The sequence below is a fragment of the Paraburkholderia ribeironis genome, assembly GCF_900019265.1.
GTDB lineage: Bacteria > Pseudomonadota > Gammaproteobacteria > Burkholderiales > Burkholderiaceae > Paraburkholderia > Paraburkholderia ribeironis.
Genome location: NZ_CYGX02000028.1, coordinates 110,888 through 127,152, shown reverse-complemented (window position 1 = coordinate 127,152; position 16,265 = coordinate 110,888). Strand labels below are relative to the sequence as shown.

14 protein-coding genes and 1 pseudogene are annotated in these 16,265 nt (G+C 60.6%); 13 read left to right on the top strand and 2 right to left on the bottom strand.

Features of this window, described 5'->3' with window-relative positions:
- The 12 genes from BN2475_RS14635 to BN2475_RS14580 all read left to right on the top strand — a co-directional run.
- On the top strand, positions 1–175 hold a 175-nt coding region (locus BN2475_RS14635), incomplete at its 5' end, for a citrate/2-methylcitrate synthase (protein ID WP_281254217.1).
- A gap of 217 nt (positions 176–392) precedes the next feature.
- On the top strand, positions 393–2,672 hold the full coding sequence (locus BN2475_RS14630; RefSeq protein WP_094780223.1) for an amylo-alpha-1,6-glucosidase: 2,280 nt from the start codon (positions 393–395) through the stop codon (positions 2,670–2,672).
- A gap of 622 nt (positions 2,673–3,294) precedes the next feature.
- Positions 3,295–4,584, top strand: a complete 1,290-nt coding sequence (locus BN2475_RS14625; RefSeq protein WP_094780222.1) for a quaternary amine ABC transporter ATP-binding protein — start codon at positions 3,295–3,297, stop codon at positions 4,582–4,584.
- Positions 4,581–5,462, top strand: a complete 882-nt coding sequence (locus BN2475_RS14620; protein WP_094780221.1) for an ABC transporter permease — start codon at positions 4,581–4,583, stop codon at positions 5,460–5,462. Before BN2475_RS14625 ends, BN2475_RS14620 begins: the two co-directional genes overlap by 4 nt.
- A gap of 184 nt (positions 5,463–5,646) precedes the next feature.
- Entirely contained in the window at positions 5,647–6,528 is an 882-nt protein-coding gene (locus tag BN2475_RS14615) for a glycine betaine ABC transporter substrate-binding protein (RefSeq protein WP_094780220.1), read from the top strand.
- A gap of 158 nt (positions 6,529–6,686) precedes the next feature.
- Entirely contained in the window at positions 6,687–7,982 is a 1,296-nt protein-coding gene (gene glyA / locus BN2475_RS14610) for a serine hydroxymethyltransferase (RefSeq protein ID WP_094780219.1), read from the top strand.
- Positions 7,983–8,056: 74 nt separating this feature from the next.
- Positions 8,057–8,944, top strand: a complete 888-nt coding sequence (locus BN2475_RS14605) for a dihydrodipicolinate synthase family protein (protein ID WP_094780218.1) — start codon at positions 8,057–8,059, stop codon at positions 8,942–8,944.
- A 5-nt stretch (positions 8,945–8,949) separates the two neighbouring features.
- On the top strand, positions 8,950–10,281 hold the full coding sequence (locus tag BN2475_RS14600) for an NAD(P)/FAD-dependent oxidoreductase (RefSeq protein WP_094780217.1): 1,332 nt from the start codon (positions 8,950–8,952) through the stop codon (positions 10,279–10,281).
- Between the two features lie 17 nt (positions 10,282–10,298).
- A complete protein-coding gene (locus tag BN2475_RS14595; RefSeq protein ID WP_094780216.1) occupies positions 10,299–11,792 on the top strand; it encodes an aldehyde dehydrogenase in 1,494 nt (497 codons plus the stop codon).
- A gap of 110 nt (positions 11,793–11,902) precedes the next feature.
- Entirely contained in the window at positions 11,903–12,673 is a 771-nt protein-coding gene (locus BN2475_RS14590) for a pyrroline-5-carboxylate reductase (protein WP_094780215.1), read from the top strand.
- A gap of 282 nt (positions 12,674–12,955) precedes the next feature.
- Positions 12,956–13,957, top strand: a complete 1,002-nt coding sequence (locus BN2475_RS14585; protein ID WP_094780214.1) for a LysR substrate-binding domain-containing protein — start codon at positions 12,956–12,958, stop codon at positions 13,955–13,957.
- 89 nt (positions 13,958–14,046) lie between these two features.
- Positions 14,047–15,081 (top strand): GlxA family transcriptional regulator, encoded by a 1,035-nt coding sequence (locus BN2475_RS14580; protein ID WP_094780213.1) that lies wholly within the window; start codon positions 14,047–14,049, stop codon positions 15,079–15,081.
- A gap of 58 nt (positions 15,082–15,139) precedes the next feature.
- Here the strand turns inward: BN2475_RS14580 and BN2475_RS14575 are convergent.
- A pseudogene (locus BN2475_RS14575) lies at positions 15,140–15,268 on the bottom strand (IS6 family transposase); the annotation flags it as partial.
- A gap of 18 nt (positions 15,269–15,286) precedes the next feature.
- Positions 15,287–15,808 carry a hypothetical protein gene (locus BN2475_RS14570; RefSeq protein ID WP_218023695.1) on the bottom strand — a complete coding sequence of 174 codons (522 nt, stop codon included), beginning with the start codon at positions 15,806–15,808 and terminating at the stop codon, positions 15,287–15,289.
- A 193-nt stretch (positions 15,809–16,001) separates the two neighbouring features.
- Between BN2475_RS14570 and BN2475_RS14565 the strand changes: the two genes are divergently transcribed.
- Positions 16,002–16,217: a DUF1488 family protein gene (locus BN2475_RS14565; RefSeq protein WP_245841314.1), complete on the top strand. Its 216-nt coding sequence runs from the start codon at positions 16,002–16,004 to the stop codon at positions 16,215–16,217.
- Positions 16,218–16,265: the final 48 nt, after the last annotated feature.

The window sequence follows — 16,265 nt, the reverse complement described above, 5'->3', positions numbered from 1 at the left end:
CGCGCTGGGCATCCCGACCTCGATGTTCACGTGTATCTTCGCGATGGCACGTACGGTCGGCTGGATTGCGCAGTGGAACGAAATGATCGCCGACCCGGAACAGAAGATCGGCCGTCCGCGTCAGCTGTTCGTTGGCGAGACGCAACGCGAGGCAAAGCCGCTCACGAAGCGGTGAGCGTCGAGGCGCACGCTTGCCCGACACCCGCGCGGCGCTGCCACGAAGGAGCGCCGCGCTTCCTGCACGTCCTGTGCCACGGAAAAAAAACCGAAACTCCCCTGTGATAAGTTCGTCTCACGCGGACAGACCTTCTACAATCGGAAGCGACCGGGCAGTATCGCGCGGCAACGAAAGTGAAACTGAACGCACAAGCGAACCCATAGGAGTGACCCTGATGCAGCAGCCAGAAGCCCTCGGCGGTGTGTCCCTGTCGGGCGGAGTCGATCACCTCGAACCCGAGCCGGACGGCGTATTCATCCCGACGGAGAATCTCAACGTCGCGAGCGCTACCCAGCACGTGCTGAAGTCGGGCGACACCTTCATCGTCAACGACCCGCTCGGCGACATCACCGGCCACGACGACGGCCTGTTCGTCAACGACACGCGGGTTCTGTCACAACTGCGCCTGACCTTCGGCGGCCGCGCGCCGTCACTGCTGTCGGGCAGCGTCAGCAGCGACAACACATCGTTCACCGCGCATCTGACCAATCGCCCGCTGCCGCCACTCGGCGGCGACAGCACGCCGGAAGGCGTGATTCACGTCGAGCGCGTGCGCGTGCTGTCGGGCACTGTGCTCAACGAGGCGATCGAACTCACCAACTACGGCACGCGCGACGCCGTAGTGCCACTGTCAATCTCGTTCGCCAGCGACTTCCGCGACATGTTCGAAGTGCGCGGCTTGCGGCGCGACAAACGGGGACGCGTCGACCCGGCGCGCGTCGAGAATCGCCAGGTGCTGCTGCGCTATGTCGGCCTCGACGACGTGACGCGCAATGTGCAAATCGCATTCGCGCCGGAGCCGGACAATCTGTTCGCCGATCGCGCCGACTACACCGTCAAGCTGCCGGCGCAGGCCTGCGTGTCGATCTATCTGTCGGTGGCGGTGCAGGTCGCCGCCGGCGCCGACCGGCCCGTCGCCGATGTCTCGCAACCCGTGCACGCGCTGAGCGAAAGCCATCTGTCACAAATCGACGCGGAGCGTCCGCGCGTTGGCCGCGCCGCAGTGCGCGCCGCGCTGGTCGACGCTCACCTCGTGATGCGCGAACGCCGGCGCACGACCGCGCGTGTGCGCTCGAGCAATCCGCTTTTCAACGCCTGGTTCGACCGGTCGCTGGCCGACCTGGGCCTCTTGACCACCGATCTCGCGACCGGCCCTTACCCCTATGCCGGCATCCCGTGGTTTTCGACGCCGTTTGGCCGCGACGCTGTCATTACGTCCTTGCAGAGCCTGTGGCTGCAGCCGCAACTGGCCGCGGGCGTGCTGCGTTTTCTCGCCGAGCATCAGGCGCGCGAGAATTCGCCGTTTCGCGACGCAGCACCCGGCAAGATCATGCATGAGATGCGCAAGGGCGAAATGGCCGCCGCCGGCGAAGTGCCGTTCGCGCTGTACTACGGCGGCGTCGACACCACGCCGCTGTTCATCGTGCTGGCCGGCGCCTACGCGGTCCGCACCGGCGATATCGCGCTGATCGACGAATTGTGGCCGGCGCTCGAGCGCGCGGCGCAATGGGTCGCGGGCGTCTGCGATAAAAACCGCTACGGCCTGCTCGACTACCAGCGCGAGTCGGACGGCGGACTGGCCAATCAGGGCTGGAAGGACAGCCACGATTCGGTGTTCCATGCCGACGGCCGCTTCCCCGACGGCCCCATTGCGCTCGTCGAAGTGCAGGCGTACGCGAGCGCCGCATTCGACACGATGGCGCGCTTTGCCAGACTGCGCGGGTTGCGTGAGGCGGCGACGCAATACAGCGAGCGCGCGAAGAAGATCCGTCAATGCGTCGAAGAGAAGTACTGGATGGAAGAGTCCGGCTTCTACGGCATCGCGCTCGACGGCCACGGCGAACTGTGCCGGGTGATGGCGTCGAATGCGGGCCACCTGCTGGCCTTCGGGCTGCCCACGCGCGAGCGTGGCGAAGCGGTGGTGCGCGCGCTCGAATCGACGCTGTTCCACACCGGCTGGGGCGTGCGCACGCTGGCCGCGAGCCAGGCGCGTTTCAATCCGATGGCCTATCACAATGGCTCGGTCTGGCCGCACGACAACGCGCTCTGCGCACGCGGCCTGTCGCGTTACGGCGGCAAGGCGGCGGCCGTGCGGTTGTTGCAGGCGCTGTTCCAGGCGGCGGTCAACTTCGACATGCGTTTGCCCGAGCTGTTCTGCGGTTTTCCGCGGCGGCGCGGCGAGCCGCCCACGGCGTACCCGGTTGCCTGCCTGCCGCAGGCGTGGGCGGCGGGCTCGCCGTTCATGATGCTCGAAGCGTGTCTGGGCATCACGATCGACGCCGAGCGGCGCGAAGTGGTGATCGAGCAGCCGATGCTGCCCGAAGGCATCGACTGGCTCGAAATCAGCGATCTGCGCGTCGGCGAAGCGACCGTGTCGATCACGTTCCGCCGCATCGGCGAGAAGGTTGTCGCGTCGGCCGAGCAGGGCGATGTGCGGGTCGTCGCGCTGCTGTAACCGCGTGGCGATAGCGTCCGCTTGCGCAACGACGACGTGCGCTGCGTCCCCTCCATCCCTCCGTCCCCGGTCCACGTGCGATTGGCCGGCATAGGCGATGACCTGCGCAAGCAGGTTGCGCAAATGCCCCTGTTTGGGCCGCAGACCTAGGACATTCCCTATGCCGCGGCTTGCGCCGCGTCAGAACTGCAGGCGAGGAACACCGGCATTGCCCGGTGCCCTCGGCCGCAAACCCGCACCCACATTGGCTGAGCGGGAATCTCATCACGTGCGCCTCGGTTCAGCGCGCACTGCACCTCCGCGATGCATTACCAAAGGTATGGAAAAGTGCCCAGAAAATGTAGCTGGATGAGTCAATTTGGCTTGCTACGCTGCAATCATTGCATTAGGCACCAGCGACCGAATTATCGACGCACGATTATTTTGTGTTTCGTGCGATGAATAGTGACTTCTTCGACGCTACTGCCTCGCGAAGTTTGCCTTCGGCTTATGCCCCACAGCTCCAGGATGAAACTGGCTAACGGTGTCTGGCGAGAGCAAACGACACCTTCGAGTGCAGGGTCTGTGAAGGCTAACAGGTCAAGCGCTTCAATTTCTTGAACTTGCCAGTTGGGATGACAGAATGGCCCCAAACCTGACGTTCGCGCCACAAGACGTGGTCCATCCGGGCGCAATCAACGCGGACGATGTTTCCGCAATGTCGAAACCCATTGCCGTTTCCGGGACCGACATTCTTACGGTCAGAAACCTGTCGAAAATCTTCGGGCCGAAGCCCGAGCGCGCCGCTGAACTCGTGAAGAAGGGTCTTGGCCGCAATGAAATTTTCGAGCAGACCGGCAACATGGTGGCAGTCAATGACGTAAGCCTCAGCGTCAAGGCGGGTGAGATTTTCGTCGTCATGGGCCTTTCGGGTTCCGGTAAATCGACACTGGTTCGACTACTCAATCGGCTGATTGAGCCAACGTCCGGCCAGGTCATTCTGGAGGGCCGCGATATTGCACCCATGTCCGCACCGGAATTGCGCGCGGTCCGACTGAAGAAGATGGCGATGGTGTTCCAGTCGTTCGCACTGCTGCCGAACCGCTCTGTGCTCGACAACATCGCGTACGGACTGGAAGTCGCCGGCGTGAAGAAGGCAGAGCGCTACGAAATCGCACGCGCTGCGCTGACGCGCGTCGGCCTCGGGTCGTACGAAAAGCTCTTTCCCAGCGAACTGTCTGGCGGTATGCAGCAGCGGGTCGGCCTGGCACGCGCACTCGCGGTGAATCCGTCGGTACTGCTGATGGACGAAGCATTCTCGGCGCTCGACCCGTTGATCCGGTTCGAAATGCAGAACGAGCTTTTGCGGCTCCAGAAGGAAGAGCAACGGACCATCGTCTTCATTTCGCACGACATTGAAGAAGCCATCAAGATTGGCGGCCGGATTGGCATCATGAAGGATGGCTGCCTGATTCAGGTCGGCACGCCTGCAGAGCTTATCCAATCACCCGCGGATTCCTATGTACGGGACTTCTTCCGCAACGTTGACGTTTCGCGGTTTCTCAAGGCTTCAACGCTCATGACTCGCGTCGAGCGCGGCATGATTTCCTGCGATATCGGGACATCCTCTGAGCGTTACCTCAATCAGCTTATCGATAGTGGCGTCGAATGCGGCTACGTGTGCGATGAAACGGGCCGCTACCAGGGTTGTGTCACGCCAGCATCGCTGCACAAGTCGGGGACCCGCCCCGTGCGTGACGCGCTGCTTCATGACGTAAACGCAGTTTCACTCGATGCCGATCTGCACCAGCTGGCTACCATCGCACTGAGCCAGGAACACGACGTACCCGTCACTGACAATGCCGGTAACCTCGCAGGCGTGGTGTCCTGCCGGACGATCCTCAAACAGGTTATGGAATGGAGAGCGGTATGAATTCGTCAATTATCGGCAAGTCCGCGGAAGCCGCCGTCAATTTTCTCTTTCAGCATTTCCGGGGCGGCTTCGACGCTTTCTCCGCTGCACTGGGCGCGGTAGTCAAGCTGCTGGAAGACGGGTTGGGCGCCGTCCCATTCATCGTCATGCTGGTTGTTCTCGTAGCGTTTGCGCTGTGGCGGCGTGGTGTCGCATTTTCGATCTTCGTCGGCATTGCGCTTCTGGCCATCCACTACATGGGTCTATGGGCTCAAACCACTTCCACCCTGGCGCTCGTGATTGCCGCGACGTTCTTCAGTCTTGTCATTGGTGTGCCACTGGGAATCTGGGGTGCGAGAAACAAACGGGTGGAAATGGTTCTGCGCTCGCTGCTCGATTTGATGCAGACGATGCCGGCATTCGTCTATCTGATTCCTGCCGTCATCCTGTTCGGCTTGGGCCGGGTTCCGGCGGTGATTGCGACCATCGTGTTCGCCATGCCGCCCGTCGTACGCCTGACGACCCTGGGCATCCGGCAGGTACGCGAGGAGTTGCTGGAGGCGGGCCGCGCCTTTGGCAGCACGGATTCGCAGCTTCTCCGGAAAATCCAGCTGCCGAATGCGCTGCCGTCAATCATGGCAGGAGTCAATCAGACCATCATGATGGCGCTTTCGATGGTGGTGGTTGCCTCGATGATTGGTGCCGGTGGGCTCGGAGAGTATGTGCTAGGCGGCATTCAGCGCCTCGATATCGGGATTGGCTTCGAAGGCGGCCTTGGCGTGGTGTTGCTTGCGATCGTACTTGACCGTCTGACGGAGAGTTTTGGTGTGAAGTCAAAGAAGGCAAGACCTGGCGCACGAACCTCAAAGGCTGGCGCCCGCGCCGCGGCACGAACCTGACCAGGAATCGGATGGTACAGCGGTCGCGTGCAGTGGCGGCCGCCCTCGGAAAGTTTGAACGGCGATATCACGTACAGCGGCCGCAGTGCTATCGCCAGGTAGTATGGGGACAGGGAGACCGGACACGCCAAGTCTCTATTGCGGTCAGTTTTTCACAGATCTACATATAGCGTAGGAGTACTACATGAAAAGTAATCTGCTTAAGTCGCTCATTGGGCAACTGGTAGTGTCGACGGTCGTTGCCATTGGTTTCGGGGCTGGCTCTGCCGTCGCGGCCGAACCTGTCAAGATGGCAGTGACAAACTGGGCCGACGTTCTTGCCGTAGCCAACGTCGCCAAATACGCTCTCGAGACGAGCCTCAAGCAGCCAGTTCAGTTCGTCCAGGCCGATATTGGCATCCAGTACCAGGGTGTCGCCCGCGGCGACCTCGACATCATGGTGGGTGGCTGGTTGCCAGTGACTCACGCGGCGTACTACGCAAGGTACAAGAACGACATGGATGACGTCGGCGTGATCTATACCGGCGGCAAGAATGGTTGGGCGGTGCCGGCTTACATACCGGAGTCGCAGGTCTCGTCGATTTCCGACCTGGAAAAGCCAGATGTCAAGAGCAAGCTGAATGGCACTGTGCAGGGCATCGAACCGGGCGGCGGTCTGATGCAGGCGTCGGAGAAAACAATCAAGGCATACGACCTGAATGGGTACAACCTGCAGTCGTCAAGCGAAGCGGGCATGCTCGCCGGCGTCTCGCGCGCCTATCAGTCGAAACAGTGGATTGTCGCCACCGTCTGGAGCCCTCACTGGCTCTTCCAGAAATGGCAGATGCGCTACCTGAAGGACCCGAAGGGTACGCTAGGTGGTGAGGAGCAGGTCCATGCCTTCGCGTCCAAACAGTTCGCAACGAAGTTTCCTCGTGCCGACGTGTTTTTCAAGCATTTCAAGCTGACTCTCGCTGACGTCGAGTCCATCGAGTACGAGGGCAACTCCACGAACGACTACGCGGCAGCAGCGAAGAAATTTGTCGACGCGCATCCGGATAAGCTGAAGGCCTGGTTGCAACAGTAAGTCGAAAGTGAGACTCGCCGTGAACGGACAGGGCGCACTGAGTTCACGGCCGGTCGAGCACTGCTTACTGCCTGACGGGCAATCGAGAACTGCCCCACATCAACAGATTTTGCGGTCCTGCAAGACATGCTTCACACGAATTCTTCCGGAGTGACCACGTGAACGAGAACTCGCGCTTTTTTGCTGAAACCCTCCAGAGCCGTGACCCCGTTATCGCATCAGAGATTGCGTTGGAGTTGCGTAGACAGCAAACACAGATTGAACTGATCGCTTCAGAAAACATCGTCTCTGCGGCGGTGATGGAAGCGCAAGGTACCGTGCTGACCAACAAGTACGCGGAAGGGTACCCGTCCAAGCGGTATTACGGCGGCTGCGAACACGTGGACCGGGTCGAGGCGCTCGCGATCGACCGCGTGAAAGCCCTGTTCGAAGCCGAATACGCGAATGTGCAACCTCATTCGGGCGCACAGGCGAACGGCGCTGTGATGCTCGCGCTCGTGAAGCCGGGCGAGACGGTGATGGGCATGTCGCTCGATGCGGGAGGTCACCTGACGCACGGCGCCCGTCCTGCGCTTTCCGGTAAGTGGTTCAACGCCGTCCAATACGGAGTGAGCCCCGACACCTACCGCATTGACTACGAGCAGGTCCGCCGGCTCGCCGAGGAGCATCGTCCGAAGCTCATCATCGCGGGTTATTCGGCGTATCCGCGTGCTTTGGATTTTGCCGCTTTTCGTGAGATTGCCGACAGCGTAGGTGCCTTGTTGATGGTCGACATGGCACACATTGCGGGCATCATTGCGGCGGGCAGACATGCTAACCCAGTCCCGTTTGCCGATGTGGTGACGTCCACCACCCACAAGACGCTTCGCGGACCGCGAGGCGGATTCATCCTCACCAATCACGGCGACATTGCAAAGAAAATCAATTCGGCCGTATTCCCCGGACTCCAGGGGGGCCCGCTCATGCACGTCATCGCAGGCAAAGCGGTTGCATTTGGTGAGGCGCTTCGCCCGGAGTTCACGACCTATATCGACCAGGTACTACGTAACGCGCAGGCGCTCGGCAATGTGCTGAAGTCGGGCGGTCTGAACCTCGTGACGGACGGGACCGATAACCACCTGCTGTTGGTCGATTTGCGCTCGAAGCGATTGACCGGTACGCAGGCTGAGAAAGCGCTCGAGCGTGCGGGCATCACCTGCAACAAGAACGGGATTCCGTTCGATACGGAGAACCCGACGGTCACCTCGGGCATTCGCCTCGGCACGCCCGCTGGAACAACGCGAGGCTTCGGTGCCGCGCAGTTCGAGCAGGTCGGCCAGATGATTCTCGAGGTCTTGTCGGGGCTCGAAAAAGAGCCCAATGGCGATGAACGGACCGAACGCGCAGTGCGTAGCCGGGTGCGAGACCTCTGCAGCCAGTTTCCGATTTACTCGCATGCGGATGCCCTTGTTTAATCCACAAAAGAGCGCAACGACTGCGCTGAGTCGTTGCCAGATTATTTGACGCCTTTATTGAAGAGAGAACTGAAATGAGCTTCGAGGGAGTACATACGCCGCTCGTCACACCGTTCAAAGCGGACGGTGAAATCAATCATGATTTGCTCGGCAAGCATGCAGCCAATCTTGCGGGGCGCGTTTCCGGTCTTGGGGTGGGAGGGACCACGGGCGAATACTATGCGCTGAGTTTCGACGAGCGGGTTCAGACGTTCAATACCGTAGCCGAAGCGGCGGGCGGGAAGACCTTTCTGACTGCCGGCATCAATGCAACCACGACGAAAGAGGTCATTCGCCTCGGTCAGGAAGCGAAGCGCGCCGGATTTTCCGCCTTGCTGGTTGCCGCCCCGTACTATGCGCAGCCGACCCAGCAAGAACTGCTGAGCCACATGCTGACGGTGGACGACAGTCTGGACATGCCCACCATGCTGTACAACTTTCCGGCCCGCACGGGCACGGAAATCAGCGATACCGTTCTGGAGAAACTGCTCGAGCGGCCCAACTTCGTCGCGATGAAGGAAAGCACTGGCGACATCTCGCATCTGCATCACCTTGTCACCCATTTCAGTGACAGGCTGGTGCTGAGCTGCGGCATGGACGACCAGGCGCTCGAGTTCTTTGTGTGGGGTGCAAGGAGCTGGGTCGGCGGTGCTTCCAACTTCCTGCCGGAAGCGCACACTGCGCTCTTCGACGCATGCGTGAAGCGCAATGACTTCGAAACCGGCCGCAAGCTGATGGCGCAATTGCTGCCTGTGCTCGAACTGCTGGAACGCAGCGGAAAATTCATTCAATACGTTCGTTACGGATGTGAGCTGGCGGGTATGCCCGTCGGTGTCGCCCGCGCGCCGCTCGGCACCCTCACTGAAGAAGAGCGCAGCGCGTTTGCGACGCTCATTCAACCCATGTTGCGCAAAGCACAGTAACTTGCATGGCCTCGAAACTGGAATTCGTGCGGTTTCCCGCTCCGGATGGTGTGAACGGCTGGTGGGAAATTCTGCCCCCGGCACTGCCCGCCGAGACGGTGTCTTCTGAACACCGATATGACTGGGTCGTTGTCGGCGGTGGCATTACGGGGCTGTGCGCTGCCCGACGCCTCGCTGAACTTGCACCTGATGCGTCGATTGCGCTGGTCGAGGCGGACCGGATCGGGCGCACCACGGCCGGACGAAATTCCGGATTCTTTGTCGATTTGCCGCACGACATCAGCAGTGAAAGCTACTCGCGAAGTGTGGAAGCGGATAAGGCAGACGTCCGGTTTCAACGTCACGGTATCGACTACGTCCGCTCGGTGGTCAAGCAATACAACATCGACTGCGACTGGCGCGACGACGGCAAGTTTCATGCTTCGGTGAACAGGAAAGGACACGCGGCGCTAGGCCACTTCGCCGAAGGCCTCGCTCGCATTGACGAAAGCTTCGAGTGGCTGGACGCAGCAGCGATCGCGAAGATCACCGGCACGAACTTCTATCAGGGCGCGCTCTTTACGCCGGGGTGCAGCACGGTCCAGCCGGCAGCCCTCATGCGCGGTCTTGCCGCGACCTTGCCGGAAAATGTGAAGGTGTTCGAGCTTAGCCCGGTAAAGGGAATAGAGGACCAGGGACAGTCAAAGGTCCTGACGTTAGCCGCGGGCAAGATTGTGGCGAAGCGCGTGATTCTTTGCACCAACGCGTATGCGGCGACATTCGGGGGGCATCCGAATGGTCTGCTGCCCGTGTACACGTTTGCATCCATGACCCGGGTGATGAATCAGGAAGAGATCAGCCGGCTCGGCGGCACACGGTCGTGGGCGCTGATTCCGGCCGACCCGATGGGCTCGACTGTGCGCCGTTTGATTACCGACCGCATATGCGTTCGCAACCACTTTGCGTTTCGACCCAGTCTCGAAGTGTCCCAGGCCGACCTCGCAAAGGCAAAGAGTTTGCATCAACGGTCGTTCGACCGGCGCTTTCCAATGCTGAAGGACGTCGAACTGGAGTACACCTGGGGCGGCCCATTGTGTCTGTCTGCAAACAATGGTGCGCTGTTCGGGCGCCGGGACGATGGCGTCTTTGAAGCGGTGGGGTGCAATGGCCTCGGTATGAGTAGAGGGTCGGCATCAGGCAAGCTCATCGCCGAGTACGCGCTCGGTCACACCAACGACCTCGTGCGTCAGCTTTTGCATCAGCCGCATCCGCGCTCGCTGCCGGTTCGTCCGATTACCGACGTCGCAGTGTCCGCGGCTATCTGGATGAAGGAATTTTCGGCCGGGGCCGAACTTTAGATCGATGAGGACAGGACATGACAACATATCAGGCATGGAAACAGAAAGCAGAAGCCCTGGCGCTCGACGGACGAGCGTTTATCGCCGGGCAACGATGTGCAGCCGCCTCGAACGAGACGTTCGAGACCTTGAATCCGTCGACGGGAAAAGTACTGGCCGAGATCGCCAGGTGTGATACGAAAGACATCGACCGGGCGGTCGTGGCGGCGAGAGATGCGTTCGAGTCCGGCGTGTGGTCAAAGGCAGCACCGGCCCAGCGAAAATCAGTGCTTTTGCGTCTCGCGCAACTGATTGACGACAACGCCGAGGAACTGGCGCTCCTCGAAGCGCTCGAGGCGGGCAAGCCAATCAGCGAGTGCATGGGACTGGATATTCCCGAGTCGGCCGCGTGTATCCGCTGGCACGCGGAAGTCACCGACAAGCGCTATGACGCACTTTCGCCGTCGGGCGCGAGCGTGGTGAGCATGATTACCCGTGAACCGATCGGTGTGGTGGGCGCTGTTCTGCCGTGGAATTTCCCGGCGCTGATGCTTGCCTGGAAAATCGGCCCGGCGCTTTCTGTTGGCAACAGCGTCATTGTGAAACCTGCTGAGCAGACATCGCTTTCCACGCTGCGCATCGCCGACCTCGCAATGGAAGCTGGCGTGCCTGCAGGTGTCTTCAGTGTGGTTACCGGCTTTGGAGAGAGCGCGGGCCAGGCGTTGGGCCGCCATGCCGACGTCGACCTGATTGCCTTCACCGGCTCGACGGAAACCGGCAAGCGATTCCTCCACTATTCGGCGGATACGAACCTCAAGCGCGTCATACTGGAATGTGGCGGCAAGAACCCCCAGGTCGTGCTGCCCGACGTCGCCAATCTCGACGCCGTTGCGGAGCAGGCTGTCGCTGCCGCGTTCTGGAACATGGGCGAGAACTGCAGCGCGGGTTCCCGGATTCTGGTGCCGTCGACCTCGAAGGCCGACTTGCTCGAAAAGGTCCAGGCAGTTCTGGAAGGATGGAAAACGGGCGACCCACTGGACCCTGATGTCAAGCTGGGGTCCCTGATCGAAGAGAAGCACTACGAAAAGGTGCTCGCGCACATCGAGAAAGCGAAGTCGGAAGGCGCGCGTCTCGTGTGCGGCGGCAAGGCCACACGCACCGAAACGGGCGGGTGGTTTGTCGAGCCAACCATCTTCGATAACGTCACGCCGCAGATGAGCATTGCTCGCGAAGAAGTCTTTGGCCCGGTAGTCTGCTTTATCGAATACGCCGATATCGACGAGGCGGTACGGATTGCCAACGACACGTGCTACGGATTGGCTGCCTCGCTGTGGACGGACAACGTCAATAGCGCCCACAAGATTGCCGCCCGGATCCGCGCGGGTACCGTGACGGTGAACTGCTTCGGCGAGGGCGATCTGTCGACGCCGTTCGGTGGATTCAAGCAATCGGGCTTCGGTGGCCGCGATAAGTCCGTCTATGCGCATGACCAGTACTGTGAGCTGAAGACCACCTGGCTGAAGCTCGACTGAAATCATGCAGCCGCTGATGGTGCCCGGTCTCTGTGGCCGGGCGAGCGACACTAACGATAAAGACGCGGCTTTGCGCGACGCCGCCGCGCTCCACCCACATGTGAGGCGAAATGCGACTTGGATTCATCGGGACGGGCAGCATCACGCAGGCAGTCGTTACCGGCCTGCTTCGGTCTGACGTATCATTCGAGCACCTTGCACTATCGCCCCGTAACGCCGAAACTGCCGCGAGGCTCGCTGGCCTCGATGGGCGCGTGCAGGTCTGCGCAAGCAATCAGGAAGTGCTGGCGACGTCCGACGTTGTGTGCCTTGCGGTCATTCCGCAAATCGCTGCCGACGTGTTGAGCGAACTCCGTTTTGAGTCGCGCCATCATGTCATCAGCTTTATCGCCGGGATTCGGTTAGATGAGCTGCGCCGGCTTGTCCGCACTGAAAGCACGATTGTGCGCGCCATACCGTTGCCGGCAGTCGCCGAATGCAAGGGCAGCACGGCAATCTGTCCTCCAGACGCGCTTGCGAAGTCTCTGTTCTCGGCTTTGGGCAAGGCAGTCGAAGTCGATGACGAGCACAAGTTCGACGCACTGTCGGCCGTGACGGCGACCATGGCGAGCTTCTTTGCGGTGCTGGAAGCCCAGGCGTCATGGCTCGTGCGTCAAGGGCTCGATTACGATGCCGCTCGCTCGTTTCTGTCGGGCTACTGTGTGGGTCTCGCACACGATACGACTCGAGGCGTAGAACCGTTCACCGAGCTGATCGAGCATTGCATGACTCCCGGTGGCCTCAACGAACAGGTTCACACCGAGCTTTCGAAGCGGGGTACCTATTCGCACTTCTCTGACGCGTTGGACCGGATTTTGATGAGACTTGAAGTTCGCGCGTAGTGCGCTGCTCGAAACAGGCGTGACAGACCTGATGTTCCGGTGAGCAACATGGCTCACCCATGACGGTCATGGTCACCTGCCTTCGGACGTGCAAGCGGTTACGCAGCCGCTTTCGTCCCGGGTTGACCTCTCTTGCCAGTGAGCGATAAGACTCGCAAACTTGTTTCATGCCTTGGGATGCGCTTCTCCCATGGGCGCGGCCCCATTGCACCGGGCGATGGGGCGGCATTGACGCGGAGTCCTCGGACCGAACCGCGCGTTTCCGCTTGAAAGGTCACAACGATGCAAAAGAAGCAGTTATTTGCCGACAGGCTCCTCGCACAGATGCCGTCGCTACGGGCGCTGAGATGCTTCGTCACCGCGGCGCGCTACGAAAGCTTCACCCAGGCGGCGGAAGTGCTGTGCGTGACCCAGGCGGCAATCAGCAGGCAAATCAAGGAACTCGAGGAGTCGCTCGATGTGGCCCTGTTTGAGCGCACCGGAAGGCATATCGCGCTCACCGATGCGGGGCGGATTCTGTACAACGCCTCCTATCTGTCAATCATGAACATCGCGGAAGCGGCCGAGGCAGTGCGTCGCGCCGACAGGCATGCACTGACTATCTGCGTCTCGCATACGTTCTCCGCCCTGTGGCTGTCGTTCAGGCTGCCCTCGTTCCGCAAGAGGTTTCCGGATGTCAGGCTGCACGTGATGGTGACCGAGCACTTCATGGAGCTCGATGATCTGATGGAACCGGACATCATCATCACCAAGAATCCGCCGCGCGAGCCCGAGTACGAAATCGAGCCGCTCTTTCACGACGTGGTGTATCCCGTCTGCAATGAGTCGTTCTTCGAGCATCATTACCGCGGAAGGTCGGTGAAGCCACTGGACCTCCTGTCGCATCCCACGTTGAATCTTTCGTTGCTGGGGCGCGCCCAGGTTTGCGAGCACGTTGATTGGCGCGTGTGGCGAAACTGGTTTCAGCAAGGCGATAGCTCGGACAGACTGGTCGAAAACGAACGGCTGGAGAGCAACGATTACCGACTCCTCGTATCGCAGGCCGAAGCCGGTGAGGGCACCTTGCTCGGCTGGCATCATCTTGTGCATCGCCAGGTCGAACAGGGGCACCTGATTCGACCCGTGCAGGATGCGCTCGAATTCCACGACCGCCACCACTATCTGATAACGCACAAGAACGCAAAGCTTCGACCCGAGTACCTGCAGTTCCGTGAATGGCTTGGTGAGGAAGTCAGCGCAATGATGCGCGAATGGCAAGGCGTCGAAATCGCAGCAGCCAGATAACTTGAGTGAGATCAGTTCAGAAGACGCGAGCAGGCAAGCCGGAGACGATAGTGCTGGCCGACTCCTGAAGCGTCAAGGCAGGCAGTCCCATGGCTAGCGACATCATTCATTCCAACGCCGCAGCGTCCCGGCCACTGCGCTTTGGCATCGTGCTCCTGCCCAACTTCACGTTGACGGCGTTTTCCGGTTTCGTCGATCTTCTGAGGCTGGCGAGCGACGAAGGCGACATGAGCAGACCCGTGCGGTGTTCGTGGACCATCGTCGGGGAGTCTCTTGTTCCCGTCAGGGCAAGCTGTGGAATCCAGGTCACGCCCTGGACGACCTTTGACGAAGCCGCCTCTTTCGATTACGTGGTGGTGGTTGGCGGCTTGCTGCACTCGGGGCCGTCCGCAAGCAAAGCCACGCTTCAGTTCATCCGCGACGCAGCGAAAACGTCTGCCACCCTGGTCGGGATTTGCACGGGCGTGTTTGCGTTGATGCGGGCTGAAGTGATGGACGGCTATCGCATATGCGTGAGCTGGTTCCACTACTGGGACTTCGTCGAGCGCTTTCCTGGCGTCGACGAACGCAACCTGGTTGCGGACCGGTTGTTCGTCATCGACAGACGGCGCATTACCTGCTCCGGCGGGCGAGCCTCAATCGATGTAGCAGCCGCTATCCTGCTGCGACATGTCGAGGCCACGATCGTGCAGAAGGCGCTGCGCATCATGCTCGTCGATGACGCCCAGAAAGGCAACGCTCCGCAGCCGCATCCTCCGGGACTCGAACCTGCGACACACCCCAAGGTAAGGCGAGCGATCCTGCTGATGGAGCAGCACATTGGGCAGCCGCTGAGCCTCGCGGAGCTGGCTCGACGACTCGATATGTCGGTGCGGCAGCTCGAGCGCCTGTTTTCCGCGCAGACGGGCAAATCTCCCCACGCATATGGCCGACAGATCCGGATGCGCACGGCGTCCTGGCTATTGACCAGTTCGGACCGAACGGTAGCCGATATTGCGACGTCTTGCGGCTTCTCCGACGCGTCACATCTTGGCCGTGAGTTCAGAAAGGAATATGGCGAATCGCCGAACGCGTATCGCGTCGCGCGACCGCAGAGTCAATCGGTAGACCTGATCGCTACCTGACCGGTACGCGATACGGCCAGGGTGACTAGTCAGCCATCGCTCCCTGGTCGCTCGCAAAAAGATATTTGGACTGGCCGATCTTGATGGATGTTTCACACTCGGCATTGATGGCTTCGAGCGAGGCGAGATTGGCGCCGCTTTTGTCGATGGTCACCGACTCAGGAGCGCCATTCTGAGCGATCGATTTGATCAGCACGGCACCGGACTACGACGGGCCGACCGCGTCCGCCTTGACCCTGCGGGATGTGTTGCGCTCCAGCCTCATGTACAGGTTCGCGGTCACGATACCGAAGACGATGTGAACGAACAGGCTGGCCCAGTTGCGCGCTTCTGCGAACCACGGAAAAAACCGTGTCATGCCGTAGAAATTAATCAGGTAAACGGCTACAGCGAAAGCGCCACCCGCCAGTGAAGCCATCCCCATGCTCGAGTCAAGATTGAATGACGTCATGATCAGACCGAGGATGAGCGCCAATCCGATGGCAAGGGCAAAATGCACCACAAAGGCCGCCAGCACGATGCCAATTGAGAATGCTTGCGGCGATTGCAATGCACCTCGTCCCAGCATGATCGCGGCGACCATGCGTGGTGGCTCCAGCAGACTTGCGCCCGTCGTCAGTGCCATCAGGATAACCCCTAGCGCCAGGAACACCGCACCCGCGATGACGCCTGCCAGCACGGCTGCACGCCAGTCGGGCTGGCCGTGTGTGAAATGATGGGAACCCATGTGAAGTTGCACAATTTTTCTCCCGATCGATTCGGATAATTCATTCTAGTCCTCCAACTCGCGAGACTGATAGCGCCAATGCGTTTGCCGCTCACGTCGAAGTAGGCGAAGCCGCCTTCTTCCCGCCTGCGTGTGTAGCCGGGCCTGGTGTCGTCCGCATGCCGCAAACCGGGCGGCATCGCGGCAGGGGCGCTTGCCGGGCGATGTCGTCAGTGCGGCGCTGAAAGATCATTTCGGCGCCCATTGCGCGCCGGAATCCGCCTTAATGACTGTTTTCCGCAACGGCCGCAATCGTATCCGTTCGGTTTGCGCGGAAGCGATGGACCAGAACGGCGGCAAAGGCGTAGTGTTACATAGCGGACTGTTCACAGTGAGCGGCATGGAACCCGATCGCGGCACCACGGCATAGTCCTGGCGCGTGCCACCGCATGCACCTGTGCCTCGGCGCGGGTGAGGT